17 protein-coding genes are annotated in these 13,738 nt (G+C 57.3%); 11 read left to right on the top strand and 6 right to left on the bottom strand.

What is annotated here, in order from left to right:
- The first annotated feature begins 79 nt into the window (after nt 1-79).
- Nucleotides 80-1,171: an anhydro-N-acetylmuramic acid kinase gene (locus tag CBB91_RS12320; protein ID WP_288145325.1), complete on the top strand. Its 1,092-nt coding sequence runs from the start codon at nt 80-82 to the stop codon at nt 1,169-1,171.
- Here the strand turns inward: CBB91_RS12320 and CBB91_RS12315 are convergent.
- Nucleotides 1,168-1,845, bottom strand: a complete 678-nt coding sequence (locus CBB91_RS12315) for an alpha/beta hydrolase (protein WP_273014247.1) — start codon at nt 1,843-1,845, stop codon at nt 1,168-1,170. The two genes, CBB91_RS12320 and CBB91_RS12315, sit on opposite strands and share 4 nt — an antisense overlap.
- Nucleotides 1,846-1,954: 109 nt before the next feature.
- On the opposite strand from CBB91_RS12315, the gene CBB91_RS12310 reads away from it, so the two are divergent.
- From CBB91_RS12310 to CBB91_RS12270, 9 genes are all read left to right on the top strand, one after another.
- On the top strand, nt 1,955-3,100 hold the full coding sequence (locus tag CBB91_RS12310) for a cysteine desulfurase family protein (protein ID WP_273014246.1): 1,146 nt from the start codon (nt 1,955-1,957) through the stop codon (nt 3,098-3,100).
- Complete coding sequence (gene sufB / locus CBB91_RS12305) at nt 3,100-4,662, top strand: Fe-S cluster assembly protein SufB (RefSeq protein WP_273014245.1); 1,563 nt, start codon at nt 3,100-3,102, stop codon at nt 4,660-4,662. The genes CBB91_RS12310 and sufB overlap by 1 nt, the downstream gene beginning before the upstream one ends.
- A complete protein-coding gene (locus CBB91_RS12300; protein WP_345906867.1) occupies nt 4,655-5,050 on the top strand; it encodes a nuclear transport factor 2 family protein in 396 nt (131 codons plus the stop codon). The genes sufB and CBB91_RS12300 overlap by 8 nt, the downstream gene beginning before the upstream one ends.
- Nucleotides 5,051-5,171: 121 nt before the next feature.
- Nucleotides 5,172-5,933, top strand: coding sequence for an ABC transporter ATP-binding protein (gene sufC, locus CBB91_RS12295; RefSeq protein ID WP_345906866.1), 762 nt, complete (start codon nt 5,172-5,174; stop codon nt 5,931-5,933).
- Nucleotides 5,930-7,156 (top strand): SufD family Fe-S cluster assembly protein, encoded by a 1,227-nt coding sequence (locus CBB91_RS12290; protein WP_273014243.1) that lies wholly within the window; start codon nt 5,930-5,932, stop codon nt 7,154-7,156. Before sufC ends, CBB91_RS12290 begins: the two co-directional genes overlap by 4 nt.
- Nucleotides 7,153-8,376 carry a cysteine desulfurase gene (locus CBB91_RS12285; RefSeq protein ID WP_273014242.1) on the top strand — a complete coding sequence of 408 codons (1,224 nt, stop codon included), beginning with the start codon at nt 7,153-7,155 and terminating at the stop codon, nt 8,374-8,376. Before CBB91_RS12290 ends, CBB91_RS12285 begins: the two co-directional genes overlap by 4 nt.
- A 7-nt stretch (nt 8,377-8,383) precedes the next feature.
- Entirely contained in the window at nt 8,384-8,767 is a 384-nt protein-coding gene (locus CBB91_RS12280) for an SUF system Fe-S cluster assembly protein (protein WP_035553638.1), read from the top strand.
- A 35-nt stretch (nt 8,768-8,802) separates the two neighbouring features.
- Nucleotides 8,803-9,159 carry an iron-sulfur cluster assembly accessory protein gene (locus CBB91_RS12275; RefSeq protein WP_288145322.1) on the top strand — a complete coding sequence of 119 codons (357 nt, stop codon included), beginning with the start codon at nt 8,803-8,805 and terminating at the stop codon, nt 9,157-9,159.
- A 4-nt stretch (nt 9,160-9,163) separates the two neighbouring features.
- The gene (locus tag CBB91_RS12270; protein WP_345906865.1) at nt 9,164-9,661 is read left to right on the top strand and encodes a DNA-deoxyinosine glycosylase; all 498 of its coding nucleotides are present in this window, start codon (nt 9,164-9,166) and stop codon (nt 9,659-9,661) included.
- 69 nt (nt 9,662-9,730) lie between these two features.
- On the opposite strand, the gene CBB91_RS12265 is transcribed toward CBB91_RS12270, so the two are convergent.
- The 4 genes from CBB91_RS12265 to purC all read right to left on the bottom strand — a co-directional run bounded on the left by CBB91_RS12265 (nt 9,731) and on the right by purC (nt 12,536).
- Complete coding sequence (locus CBB91_RS12265; RefSeq protein ID WP_273014239.1) at nt 9,731-10,537, bottom strand: 1-acyl-sn-glycerol-3-phosphate acyltransferase; 807 nt, start codon at nt 10,535-10,537, stop codon at nt 9,731-9,733.
- Nucleotides 10,538-10,563: 26 nt separating this feature from the next.
- Complete coding sequence (locus tag CBB91_RS12260) at nt 10,564-11,166, bottom strand: TetR/AcrR family transcriptional regulator (RefSeq protein WP_273014238.1); 603 nt, start codon at nt 11,164-11,166, stop codon at nt 10,564-10,566.
- A 137-nt stretch (nt 11,167-11,303) separates the two neighbouring features.
- Entirely contained in the window at nt 11,304-11,546 is a 243-nt protein-coding gene (gene purS, locus CBB91_RS12255; protein WP_035553630.1) for a phosphoribosylformylglycinamidine synthase subunit PurS, read from the bottom strand.
- A 216-nt stretch (nt 11,547-11,762) separates the two neighbouring features.
- A complete protein-coding gene (gene purC / locus CBB91_RS12250) occupies nt 11,763-12,536 on the bottom strand; it encodes a phosphoribosylaminoimidazolesuccinocarboxamide synthase (RefSeq protein ID WP_035553628.1) in 774 nt (257 codons plus the stop codon).
- A gap of 172 nt (nt 12,537-12,708) precedes the next feature.
- Between purC and CBB91_RS12245 the strand changes: the two genes are divergently transcribed.
- Nucleotides 12,709-13,035, top strand: a complete 327-nt coding sequence (locus tag CBB91_RS12245; RefSeq protein ID WP_035553625.1) for a DUF1476 domain-containing protein — start codon at nt 12,709-12,711, stop codon at nt 13,033-13,035.
- On the opposite strand, the gene CBB91_RS12240 is transcribed toward CBB91_RS12245, so the two are convergent.
- A partial coding sequence (locus CBB91_RS12240) for a family 16 glycosylhydrolase (RefSeq protein ID WP_273014237.1) occupies nt 13,019-13,738 on the bottom strand: 720 nt, incomplete at its 5' end. The two genes, CBB91_RS12245 and CBB91_RS12240, sit on opposite strands and share 17 nt — an antisense overlap.

The following is a 13,738-nucleotide window of genomic DNA, read 5'->3' as shown; positions in this document are numbered from 1 at the left end:
TGTCTCCGTGAAGCGCCCGCGCGTAACATGGAAAGCTGAACTCTTGAACTCCATCAGTGAAAATTCTGAGCCTCAATGGATGGCCGGCTTCATGTCCGGCACGTCGCTGGACGCTGTGGATGCGGCGCTGATCCTGACGGATGGCGAGCAAGTTCTTGATTTTGGCGGAACGGCTGAGCGGAAATACACAAACGAAGAGCGCTTGACCTTGCAGCGCGCTACAGATGCTGCGCGCGCCTGGAACTGGAACGGAGTAAAGCCTGGGGAAGCCTTTGAAGCGGCTTGTCAGGTCATCACCTCAACTCATAGGGCAGCCTGGGATCAGCTTCTGTCCGCTTGGAGCGGCCCGAAACCTGAATTGGCCGGTGTGCACGGCCAGACTTTGCTGCACCGCGCGCCAATGGCGGGGGGAAATGGCGCGACGCTGCAACTCATTGATGCGCCGGCAATGCAGTCGGCTCTGGGCGTTCCGCTCGCTTTTGACTTCCGCTCGGACGACGTCGCGGCGGGCGGACAAGGCGCTCCTTTGGCACCCGCCTATCACGTCGCACTGCTTGATCGCCTTGGCGATGAGGCGGCCTGCGTCCTTAATTTGGGGGGCGTCGCAAACATCACCGCGCGTATGAGCGATGGTGCCTTAGTGGCCTTCGACACAGGCCCCGCAAATGGGCCGATTGATGAGTGGGTGGAAGGACATGCACGCGGCACTCATGATGTCGGCGGTCGCCTCGCGGCGGCCGGACGGGCGCATGAGGGGCTGCTCGTGCAATTGCTTGATCATGACTGGTTTGATCAGGCGCCGCCAAAATCTCTCGACCGTTATGATTTCAACGCGAGCATGGTGCGCGGGTTGTCAGTAGAGGATGGCGCGGCGACGCTGACGGCATTTACCGCGCGAGCGGTGGCGCGGGCACTTGCGTTGCTGCCGGAATATCCGGCGCGCATGATTGTTTGTGGAGGTGGCCGACACAATCCGGTGCTGATGGAGGCTTTGGCCGGGGCGACAAATTGCGACGTGCTGGCTGCTGAATCGGTCGGGTGGCGAGGCGATTCAATCGAGGCGGAGGCATTTGCCTTTCTGGCGGCAAGGACAGCGCGTAGCTTGCCGATCAGTTGGCCATCAACAACAGGCGTTCCCGCCCCCATGGGAGGCGGGAAATTGTTGGCCTAGTCTTCCTCGGCTTCCAGGCGCAGCTTTTCTTCCGCGTCGGACAGGCGCTGCAGCAGGTAATCTTCGCAAAGGCCGANCAGCTCATCGCGCTTGTCTTGATAGAAGTGGTTGGCGCCTTTGACTGTGGCGCGGTCAATTTGTTCGCCCTTCTGGACGCGNACCTTGGTCAGCGCGCGTTCGACATCCTCAGGGGANGAGATNGAATCTGAGTCGCCGGACACNATCAGNCCNGANGCCGGGCAGGGTGCCAGGAATGACAGATCGTAGTGGTTCGCNGGCGGNGAGATNGCAAGGAAGCCGTCAATCTCCGGGCGGCGCATCAGNAGCTGAAGCGTGATCCACGCNCCGAAGCTNTANCCNGCACACCAGACATAACGCGGGCTTTCNGCGAGATTTTCGACATAGTCGAGCACGAAAGCGGCGTCTTCNAGTTCACCGATGCCTTGATCGTACTGACCCTGGCTGCGTCCAACGCCTCGTGAATTGTAGCGCAGCACGCCGAACCCATGACGTTCGAACATCTGGTACAGCAGGATAGAGATCGGATCCTGCATTGTGCCGCCCGCCTTGGGGTGCGGGTGCAAGATAAGCGCAATCGGCGCGCCGGGAACCGGTGGCTCTGTGTAACGGGCTTCGATACGGCCCTGAGGGCCCGGAATAATCAGTTCTGCCATGTCATACTCGCTGGTCACGGGGAAAGGGCGCGGTCATAAGCCATTTGAGCTGTAAAAAGCAAATTTTTCTGCACCTGCAAAAACGCTTGGAAGTCTGTATATCACCACCATGATCTATGCCGATTACAATGCAACCTCACCGCTAAGGCCGGAAGCGCGCAAGGCAATGGTGGATGTNTGGGACATGGGCGCGACCAATCCGTCTTCTGTGCACGCATCCGGACGTGCTGCCCGGGGCGTGCTGGAGCGTGCGCGCACGGCGATTGGCGGCGCTATTGGCAGTCGGGCCGAAGACATTGTCCTGACCGGTGGCGGAACCGAGGCGGACAATCTGGCGATTCACGGCGTCGTTGCGGCCCTGAACGGAAACTGCACTTTCCTCGTCTCTGCCATTGAGCANGAGGCNATNACAAAAGCGGCAGCGCATTCGGGGGCGCGAGTTCAAACAGCGTATGTAACGCCNAATGGCGCGGTGGATCTCGACCACTTGTCGGATCAGGTTGCAGACTGGGACCACGAGAAGTATGGCACGCCGGTGCTGTGCCTGATGCTGGCCAATAATGAGACCGGCGTGATCCAGCCCGTGGCCGACGCGGCGCGTATCGTACGTGAGGCGGGCGGCCTGACGATTTGTGATGCGGTGCAGGGGCTTGGCAAGATTCCAGTCAATGTCGGCCTGCTCGGCGTCGATTATCTCAGCCTGTCGGCGCACAAGATTGGCGGCCCGCAGGGCGCCGGAGCCTTATGGCACCGGGCTGGCGCTCCGTTGAAGGCTGTCATGCATGGCGGTGGACAAGAGCGTGGGCTGCGATCTGGCACNGAGAATGTCGCCGCGCAGGCGGGCTTTGGCGCTGCGATCGAANCCTCCGTGAAGGATCTGCCAAAATATGCTATGTTGTCTTCGTATCGAAATGATATGGAAGCGCAATTGGAACGCGAAGCAGGCGTGACGATCATGGGCAAGACCGCCGAGCGGCTGGCCGGGACGTCAAACTTTGCCAAGCCGGGCTTTGCGGCGGAAACGCANGTCATGGCGATGGATCTGGCGGGTGTNTGNATTTCAGCCGGGTCTGCATGTTCGTCTGGCAAGGTGAAGCGGTCGCTCGTATTGCTGGCGATGGGCGCATCTGACGCCCTTGCGGAATCCGCAATCCGCACCAGCTTTGGATGGAACAGCACGCCGGAAGACTTTATCGGCGTGGCAGCCGCCTGGCTCGACGCAGCCCGGCGCACGGTATTGAAGGAAACGGCTTGATGGATTGCTGTGGCGGCATCGACGATCACGATGATGACTGCACCGACGTAAAGGTGAAGGACAGCATCGACCAGGAAACGGTCGAGGCCGCGAAGGCGCTCGAGTCCGAAAACTATTCCGCAGGCTTCGTCACGGACATTGAAATGGACATGGCGCCGAAGGGGCTGTCCGAAGATACCATCCGTTTCATTTCGGCCAAGAAGGAAGAGCCGGAATGGCTGCTCGAATGGCGCTTGGCGGCTTATAAGCGCTGGCTGACTATGGAAGAGCCAACTTGGGCGATGGTCGATTATCCAACCATCGACTACCAAGACTACTATTACTACGCCGCGCCCAAGACCGGCGCGAAGTACGAGTCCATCGACGACGTTCCGAAGGAAATTCTGGAAACTTACGAGAAGCTCGGCATTCCGCTCCGCGAAGCNGAGGTGTTGCTCGGTGTTGAGGGCGCGGCCGAGAGCGCCGCTGCTGCGCGAGAGACCCCACGAGTCGCCGTGGATGCGGTGTTCGACTCNGTTTCCGTTGCGACGACCTTCCGCAANGAGCTCGAAAAGGCCGGCGTGATCTTCATGTCAATCTCCGAAGCCGTGCACGAGTATCCGGAGCTGGTGAAGAAATACCTCGGCACCGTGGTGCCTCAATCCGATAATTTCTTTGCGACGCTGAACAGCGCGGTCTTCTCTGACGGGACGTTCGTTTATGTGCCCAAGGGCGTGCGCTGCCCGATGGAATTGTCCACCTATTTTCGGATGAATGCCGAGAATACAGGCCAGTTCGAGCGCACGCTCATCGTGTGTGATGAAGNCGCTTATGTTTCCTACCTCGAAGGCTGTACCGCGCCTATGCGCGACGAGAACCAGCTTCACGCNGCCGTGGTCGAACTGGTCGCGCTGGAAGATGCCGAGATCAAGTATTCTACCGTCCAGAACTGGTGGCCGGGCGATGAAAACGGCAAGGGCGGCATTTACAATTTCGTGACCAAGCGCGGCGACTGCCGTGGTGACCGCTCCAAGATAAGCTGGACGCAGGTGGAAACCGGCTCGGCCGTGACCTGGAAATATCCAAGCTGCATCCTGCGNGGTGATGACAGTGTCGGCGAGTTCTACTCCATCGCTGTCACCAATGGCCGCCAGCAGGCCGATACCGGTACGAAGATGATCCATCTGGGCAAGCGCACACGCAGCCGGATCATCTCCAAAGGCATTTCGGCAGGCAAGTCGAACAACACCTATCGCGGCCTCGTCTCAATCAATCGCAAGGCCGACAAGGCGCGCAATTTCACCCAGTGCGACAGTTTGCTGATCGGCGATCGCTGCGGTGCGCACACCGTGCCCTATGTGGAGAACCGCCGGGCCGATGCGCAGCTCGAACATGAGGCGACGACCACCAAACTGTCGGACGATCAGATGTTCTACGTTCGTCAGCGTGGCATCGGAGAGGAAGAGGCCGTGGCCCTTCTTGTGAACGGTTTCGTGCGTGAAGTGCTGCAGGAACTGCCGATGGAGTTTGCAGTTGAGGCGCAAAGCCTCCTCAAAGTCAGTTTGGAGGGCAGCGTTGGCTAGTGCTGACGCCTTTGACGCTTGGCTCGACGCTTATGCCAGAGCCCACGACGGCGGCGACGTTNCGTTGCTGAAATCCCTGTTTGGCGAGACTGCAGAATTTTTCGAGACGCCGTTCAATGCTCCCGCGAAAGGCGCGGAGGTCATTTCAACCTACTTCGCTGATATTTGGGCTCGCACGGCGGATAGCGTTTTCGAAATNGAAAAAATCGCCGAAGGTTGGGCGCACTGGACAATGGGCGGCACCATCGTAGCGTTAGATGAACCGTACCGCGCGAACGGCATTCTCAAAGTTGAGTTGGACGCTGATGGCCGGTGTCACTCGCTGACCTTGTGGACTGAACGGCTATCCGTGCGCGAATCCGATATGCTGTCGCAGAGAGACGCGTAAGTCGCCANCAGGTGCGGCAAATGATGAGATTTCACCTTTCTGACCTGTTTCAGGAGGTTCTGCGCGCCATTTCCTGCATCCGGGGCTTTTCCCAACGATCCAGCGGGCTTACATGCGCACCATGTTGAAGATTGAGAACCTGACCGCCACTGTCGGCGACGAAGACGATGCGAAGACCATCATCAATGGTCTGACCCTTGAGGTGCCGAAAGGCGAGGTCCACGCGATCATGGGGCCGAACGGCGCTGGCAAGTCGACGTTGTCTTATGTGCTGACTGGCCGGGACGGCTATGAGGTTACTGGCGGTTCAGCGACGTTGAATGGCGACGATATCCTGGACATGGATCCGGAAGAGCGCGCCGCCAAAGGGCTATTTCTGTCATTCCAGTACCCAGTCGAGATTCCCGGTGTGCCGGTGATGACATTCGTTCGCGCCGCGATGAATGCCCAGCGCAAGACGCGCGGCGAGGACGAGATTTCCGCACCGGATTTTATCAAGAAGTCGCGTGAAGTGGGTAAGGCTCTCAAATTGGATGCCGAAATGCTGAAGCGCGCGCTCAATGTCGGGTTTTCCGGCGGCGAGAAAAAGCGCCTCGAAATCTACCAGATGATGATGCTGGAGCCGAACTTCCTGATTCTGGACGAGACTGACTCCGGTCTGGACATCGACGCGTTGAAGACAGTTTCTGACGGTGTGAATGCCATGCGCTCGCCGGATCGTGGCATGCTTGTGATCACCCACTATCAGCGCTTGCTGGACCACATTAAGCCGGACAAGGTTCATGTTCTTTCGAAGGGCCGGATTGTGGCGACTGGCGGCCCGGAGCTGGCGCTACGACTTGANAAAGAAGGATATGAAGGCATCCTCGGGGAGGTGGCGTGACCACAGCCCTGCGGGATCTGATTGCCAATCCGAATGCGGCGGAGCTNGAGCTNGTTGCGCGCTACGGCATGCAGCCTGAAGATGTGCGTCGCGAACGCCTGTTTGGTGCTTTCGCGCAATCTGGTTTGCCGAACCGCAGGATGGAAGCGTGGAAGTGGACTGACTTCAAGGCCGCATTGACGACGTTGGATCGCCCGTCGACTGCATCCGTGGAAGATCCGATTCCGTATGACGGCGCGCTTGTGTTCAAGTTCACGCCAACTGGTTTCGAGGCACCGGCAGATTTGCCGAACGGATTGAGCGTGTTCGAGAAGGGCGAGGCGCAAGCGCTGGGTGCCGCCGAAGACGTGCCGATGGGCGCGTTGGCTGCGTCACTTGCAGGCGNAAAATCGCGACCGGCGACAGTGCTTCTTGAGGTCACTTCTTCAGACCTGCCACGTCTGCACTTCCAGTTCAGCGGCGCAGGCGAAGCAAGTTTTGCACGCATTGTGATCGTCGTGCGTCCGGGGATGGCTGTAACAGTTTCTGAAAGTCATCTGGGCGGAGCAGGGCTTGAAGCGTCTGTGATCGAGTTTGGCTTGCAGAAGAATGCCTCTGCGGTGCGGACCATATATCAACGAGGCTCTCGCGAAGAGGCGGTGGCATCCACGGCCTTGGTGCATCTTGACGCTGAAGCGCAATATACACAGACCACGCTTTCGTTTGGCGCAAAGCTGGCGAGACTTGAAACGCGGGTCACCCACCAGGAGCCAAGCGCAAGCGTAACACTGAACGCCGCGTACCTTGTGGGAAAAGGTCTCCATACGGATATCACGACGCATGTGCGCCACGGCGCGAATTCATGCGTGACACGTCAATTGACCAAAGGAGCAGTTCTGGACGGAGGTACAGGCGTTTTCCAGGGCAAGTTCTTNGTGCCGCGTACGGCAGGGCAATACACNGATGCGGATATGCAGCACAAGGCGTTGCTTCTGGAAGATGGCGCCGTCGTTTTNGCAAAGCCTGAACTAGAGATTTACGCGGATGATGTTGAGTGTGCGCACGGCAATACCTGCGGCGCCCTGGATGACAATCAGCTCTTCTACATGCGCCAGCGAGGTATTCCGGAAAAAACTGCGCGTGCACTTTTGACTCAGGCATTTGTGGCTGAAGCCCTGGAAGAAGCTGGCGAGTTGGAGGAGTTGCTGCGGGGCGAGGCTGAGGCCTGGCTGGGTGCAGCATGAGCAGGGCATTTGATCTCGAGGCTATCCGCGCAGAGTTTCCAATCCTGTCGCGTGAGGTGAACGGCAAGCCGCTGGTGTATTTCGACAATGCTGCCAGCGCCCAAAAGCCGAATGCTGTCATTGATCGCATAGCAAATCAGTCGCGTACGGCTTATGCGAATGTCCACCGCGGCATCCATACCTTGTCGAATGAAACGACAGAGGCGTACGAGGCTGCGCGGGAAAAAGCCCGTGCGTTTCTGAATGCGCCGGCTACGGAAAATGTTGTTTTCACCAAGGGATCGACAGAGGGTATCAACCTCGTTGCTTCNGCGCTGGCCGGACGNATTCAGCCGGGCGATGAAATCGTGTTGTCGATCATGGAGCACCATTCGAACATTGTTCCGTGGCACTTTCTNAGGGAGCGTCATGGNGCNGTGCTNAAGTGGGTGGGCCTGAATGCCGACGGCTCTCTGGACATGGATGAGTACGCGCAAGCTATCGGGCCCAAGACCCGTATGGTTGCCATCACGCATATGAGCAATGTGTTGGGCTCCGTAACCGATATGGCCGAGATCTGCCGGTTGGCGCATGATGTCGGTGCGGAAGTTCTGGCTGATGGCAGCCAGGCGGCGGTTCACATGAAAGTCGACGTTCAGGCGCTNGGGTGCGACTGGTACGTGATGACGGGTCANAAACTTTACGGCCCAACTGGCATCGGCGTGTTGTACGGAACTGACGAAGCGCTGGATCGCGCACGCCCTTATCAGGGGGGCGGTGAGATGATCGAAATCGTGAGTCGCGACCGCGTGACCTACAATACTGCGCCGCACAAGTTCGAAGCTGGCACACCGCCAATACTTGAAGCGATTGGTCTCGGAGCTGCACTGGATTGGATGACTGCGTTCAATCATGACGACGTGATCGCGCACGAGAACGCCTTGTATGACCGTGCTTATGAGGGCATTCGAGGCGTCAATGGATTGACCATTCATGGCGAGGCACCGGGCAAGGGAGCTGTCCTGTCGTTCAGCCTGCAAGGGGCGCATCCACACGATCTCGCGCAGATCCTCGACCGGTACGGCATTGCGATCCGGGCCGGACATCATTGTGCACAACCGCTGATGGAGCACCTTGGCGTTAGCGCAACTGCGCGTGCAAGTTTCGCTGTTTACAATACGCCTGCAGAGGTTGACGTGTTCATTGAAGCGCTCGCCAAGGCGCGCGAAATGCTGGTATAGGTGACGCATGGCAGATGATATGACATCTCACGACATGGTCGATGTGTCAGGCGCTGAGCCGGGGGCAAACATCCCTCAGGCTGAGCTCAACCGTCTCACTGATGATCTGATCGCCGCGTTCAAGACCGTGTTCGACCCGGAAATTCCTGTAGATATCTACGAATTGGGACTGATTTACAAAGTAGATATCGATGATGACTACAAGGTCGACATCGATATGACTTTGACAGCGCCAGGATGCCCTGTAGCCGGCGACATGCCGGGGTGGGTGGAAACGGCTGCGCGAACCGTCGACGGCGTCAAGGATGTTGAGGTGCGCCTCACTTTTGATCCGCCTTGGGACCCNTCGCGCATGTCGGACGAAGCCCGCCTTGCATTGAACATGCTTTAATTGAAGCGGAACGTATTCGTTCCTATGTAATTGCCATGGCCAGACGACCCAGACCCAAACCCGTGAAACTTTCTGACGCTGCGGCAGAGCGCGTTAAGGAGATCATGGAAGAAAAAGGCGCCGGATACCTTCGGGTCGGCGTGAAGAATGGCGGCTGTGCGGGCATGGAATATGTCATGGACTATGCCGAAGCGCCCGAGCCTCTAGACGAAGTCGTCGAGGACAACGGCGTAACCATCGTGATCGATGCCAANGCGGTGCTGTTCTTGNTGGGCAGTGAGGTGGACTATGAAGTNACCCCACTGCACGAGAAGTTCGTCTTCAGGAATCCAAATCAGACCGACGCCTGCGGCTGCGGCGAAAGCGTAACGATTGTCCCCGCGACCGCCTGATTTGGTGGTGNGCAACACGCGATACATCCAGAGTTTTCAGCCCCTTGCCGGACCGGGCGCGAAGATTCTGATTCTCGGAAGTATGCCCGGCATCGCCTCTTTGGAAGCTGGGCAGTATTATGCCCATTCTCGCAACGCGTTCTGGCCTATCATGGGCGATGTGTTTGGAGCGCAGCCAAGTTTGTCATACGAGGCGCGGCGCTCCATTCTCATCAATCACGGCGTTGCAGTTTGGGATGTGCTNAAACTCTGTCGCCGGGAAGGCAGTCTCGATTCAAACATTCGNGACGAGGTTCCGAANGATTTCGCGAAATTCTTCGAGATGTTTCCGNGCATCTCACGCGTTCTGCTGAATGGCGGAACGGCGGCGAGAAGCTATGGCAAATATGTTCAGCCACTCGTTCCGGAGTTGCCCGCTTTAGCTGTCCCATCAACAAGTCCGGCATACGCNGCGATGCGGTATGGGGAGAANCTTGACCGTTGGCGGTGTGCGTTAGACTAGTGTCTTGATCGTGCATATGTATGCACCGGCTTATAAGAGTTGTTGAGGGTGAACTACTTCGAGTCTTCGTTAGGGGCCTCCGAAGGCCGCGATATCATCTCCTCCGGGCCTGGCTTCCATTCCTTTGGGAGGGTCAGGAACTAAAACACTGTCAGCTTCCGGAGTCCCGGTCGCTTCGGCGACCAGCTTGGAAGTTTGACTTTCCACTACATCGGTCAGCTTGGCCAGAAATTCCTGCTTCGGCATATCTGGATTGATCGGCGGCAGGAACTCGATCACTGCCGTGCCAGGCGTTTTGTGACGTTCCTGTTGGCGCCAGAACAGGCCAATATTGGNCGCAACCGGAATTACTGGAACATTCATCGCCTGGGCCATNTGCCANACGCCGGCCTTGTAGCGGAAATGGTACCCGACAGGCGCAAGATGGCCTTCTGGATAGATCAGGACGCGGCGTCCTTCCTGCTTTGCGCGCTGCATACCTTCCTTGAGAGAGGCGGCCTTGCGGTCTCCGCCGCCACATGTGTCGATGACGATCGCGCCAAGTTTCCGCAATATGCCACCAACGAGCGGGAATTTCTCAAGATGGTCGCCTGTCACGAAGGCCAGATTTCTGANTTCGGGATAAATCAGGAAGCCATCCCCCCAGCTCTGGTGNTTGGCTGCNATCACAAACGGGCCGTCTGGCAGATTTTCCCGCCCGCGCACTTCTTTGCGAATCCCGGCGACAAATCGCAAATTCAGATTCATCGCGCGCGTATAGCTTCTGATGATGGCGCGTACGGGCGTATGCCCTGGCAGAATCAGAAACGGTAGCGATGCCAACACGTAAAAAACGGACAGCAGATAATAGACGAGCGTAAAAACAATGCCGCGCATGTGTCCCACTCCNTCTTGANAATAGCCTACGATTTCAGCACGCACATGACCGCGCGGGANATGGCGTCGGCATGTTGTGAGAATGGGCCTGGAAGGCGATTGTAAATCTTGTTCTGACCAGATTGCATGACGACGCCGAGTGCCATCGCAGCTTTGAGGGCGGGATCGCCTTTTGGGATATGCCCTTCGCTCATCAGACCGGCGATGATCTTTTCGGTGATCGACACCGGGTCGTCNTCGCGGCGTTTGTCGTAGGGCAGGAAGCGGTTGAGTGACACGAGGTGAAACGAGAAGAGCAGGAAGTCTTCATCGGCAAGTTCGCAGTACGCCTTTACCGCCGCATGTACCTTTTCTTCGAGCGACCCGTCGCCAGTCAGCGCCTCTGCCATCATCGCGCCAAGGCGGTTATGTGTCTCCATAAATAGGGAGAGCGCGAGCTCGTCCTTGCCTTTGTAGTGCCGATAAAGCGCGCCCTCCGACACTCCGGCCTTTTCTGCGATTTCACGCGTGGTGGCGGCGTCGATGCCTTCATGGATGAACAGCTTGAGCGCGGCGCGTTCGATCTTTGGCCGGGCATTGCGTGCGCGTGGCTTGGTTTTCGCTTGCTCGGTGCTTGACGCTTTCGCCATCTGGCCCTCCATATTTGTGAAGGGCAATTTAGTATCGCGCAGCATGCAATGCAAGTGAATACTTGCTCACATCGCTATTCTGCAGTGGTCGAAAGGATGTTATCGCAGTGATATCAATGTGGTGGGGGCTGGATTGGCTAGGCGAATTCGACGCGGTAGCTCTCAATTACCGTGTTTGCGAGGAGCTTTTCGCACATTTCTTTCACCCGCGCTTCTGCAGCATCAGATGACAGGCCGTCTTCCAGGTCCAGTTCAATGACTTTGCCTATCCGTGCAGCTTCGACTTCCTTGTAACCCATGCGCGCAAGTGTATCCGCGACAGCCTTGCCTTGCGGGTCCAGAACACCATTCTTCAGTGCGACGTGAACGATGGCTTTCATGCGAAGGTCTCCTGAGGAAGTCCGAGTCGAGCCCACTTACCCCGATTTAGTGCCTATTGGAACAAGCTTACCGCTGTAGCGAGAGCGATAAGGACGATTGCGGTAGAGATCACAGGCACAAGCTTCGAGTTACGAGTAGCCGAAGCTGTTGACTTGGTTTGAGCAGACGATGGCATAAACCGAAATTCCTATATGGCCGTGTAAACCAGCAGATTGCTATTTGCCGCCATTAAAGCTGACGACATTGTCCGTTTCGCCTGACTCTTTCAGAATGCCGAGACGTCTGGCGACTTCCGCATATGCCTCCGTGACACCGCCAAGGTCGCGGCGGAACCGGTCCTTGTCCAACTTGTCGCCGGTTTCGAAGTCCCAAAGCCGACAGCTGTCGGGGCTGATTTCATCGGCGAGCAGAATGCGTGGAATTTCGTTGTCGCCCTCATAGTAGCGGCCGAATTCCAGTTTGAAATCGACAAGACGAATGCCTACCGCCGCGAACAGGCCGGACATGAAGTCATTCACGCGCAGCGAGAGCGAAATGAGATCTTCATATTCCTGTGCCGTCGCCCAACCAAATGCGGCGATGTGTTCTTCAGTGACAAGCGGATCGCCGAGTGCATCGTCCTTGAGGTAGAACTCAACCATTGGACGGGGCAGGACCTGGCCTTCTTCGATGCCGAGACGCTTGGACAACGTACCAGCGGCGACATTCCGCACGACGACTTCCAGCGGGATGATGTCCACTTTCTTCACCAATTGCTCGCGCATATTGAGTCGGCGGATGAAGTGCGTCGGAATACCGACCGCGGAAAGGCGGGTCATCATGAACTCGCTGATGCGATTGTTCAGAACGCCCTTGCCGTCCAGAACCGCACGCTTCTGGGCGTTGAAGGCCGTCGCATCATCCTTGAAATACTGGATGAGCGTGCCTGGCTCTGGACCCTCATAGAGGATCTTTGCCTTGCCCTCATAGATTATGCGCTTCTTGCTCATGCGGCCGGGCCTCCTGCTGAATGCCGGGTAGCTGTAACTGGAATCGTTTTCAGCCGCCCCCGGAAAGCGAACCTGTTACGCCAATCTGCTCAAAGAAACAATTATTGCGCACACCTCATCTGAGCGCCTATATGCACGACTCACAGACCACCGTTCAGAAAGGCCATTTCAGATGAGCACATTTGACGATCGCGAGCGCGCAGAGGAAGCCCGTTACGCTTTGGATCAGGAAACCCAGTTCAAGGTCATGGCCCGCCGAAACAAGCTTCTTGGCTTCTGGGCGGCAGACCTCATGGGTCTTACGGGATCAGACGCTGAAGCGTATGCGAAAACTGTTGTGTTGTCCGACTTGGAAGAGCCGGGCGATGATGATGTGTTCCGCAAGGTACGGGCCGACTTCGACGCGGCCGGTATCGACCGCACCGACGCCCGTATTCGGGAGCAAATGGCAGAATTGCTGCCGGTTGCGCGCGAACAGATCCTCAAGGATGCGCAATAAGCCCGGCATAGGTTAGCCGTTCGCCAATCTGATTCGGATCGAACGTGTCAGCACAGGAGGGCGCATCTTCGCCAAGCGGCGTGAAAGATGCGCAACTCACTTTCGTTGCCTCGCCTGACGCAAATTTGGGCTTCCCGTGCCATTGCGCCATCGCGGGCACACCGGTCCAGTGGCTGAAATACATGCGGCCAGCGTGCGTCGGTATTTTTGTATCGCCGGGTTTGGTCGAGTAAAATGGTTCACCATCAACAAACCAGGTGATCTGATCAGGTGTCCACTCGAACGCGTACAGATGCGGCGCTTCTGATGCATCAAATGGAAGATCGAAAACGGCATGTGCACCCTTCTGGCCGCTGCGCCAGTAATTGAATTCGATCTTGGTGGTGTCCTTTCCAAGGAATTCGATATCGATTTCGTCATGCGGCGTGTTGGCGTAGGGGCCCGTATACATGAAGAAGGCTGAGACCAGCCCGGATCCTTTGCCAATTTGCATTACGGCTTCGTATCGACCGTATCCATACTCTTTTCGTGATCGGAACTCGGCCATCGAGAAGGGAGATTCGGGCGTTGGTTCATGCTGAACCTGAAGCTCTAATCCGTCATCGGTCGCCTTGATGTTCTCGGCTGCCCAGCGGCCTCCATAGAAATCGTGCCCACGCTCGGTGTTGGACGCCCAGAATGATGTCTTCAGGCTATCCTGTTT

Source organism: Hyphomonas sp. TMED31 (genome assembly GCF_002172815.1).
GTDB classification, from domain to species: domain Bacteria; phylum Pseudomonadota; class Alphaproteobacteria; order Caulobacterales; family Hyphomonadaceae; genus Hyphomonas; species Hyphomonas atlantica.
The sequence above is the reverse complement of the archived record's forward strand: the minus strand, read 5'-3'. Positions and strand labels throughout refer to the sequence as shown.

Coding starts and splice junctions, on each gene's coding strand:
- CBB91_RS12320 (WP_288145325.1), top strand. CDS start 80: ATGGCCGGCTTCATGTCCGGCACGTCGCTGGACGCTGTGGATGCGGCG.
- purS (WP_035553630.1), bottom strand. CDS start 11,546: ATGAAAGCCATCGTTCACGTCGCACTGAAGAATGGTGTTCTGGACCCG.
- purC (WP_035553628.1), bottom strand. CDS start 12,536: ATGAGCAAGAAGCGCATAATCTATGAGGGCAAGGCAAAGATCCTCTAT.
- CBB91_RS12245 (WP_035553625.1), top strand. CDS start 12,709: ATGAGCACATTTGACGATCGCGAGCGCGCAGAGGAAGCCCGTTACGCT.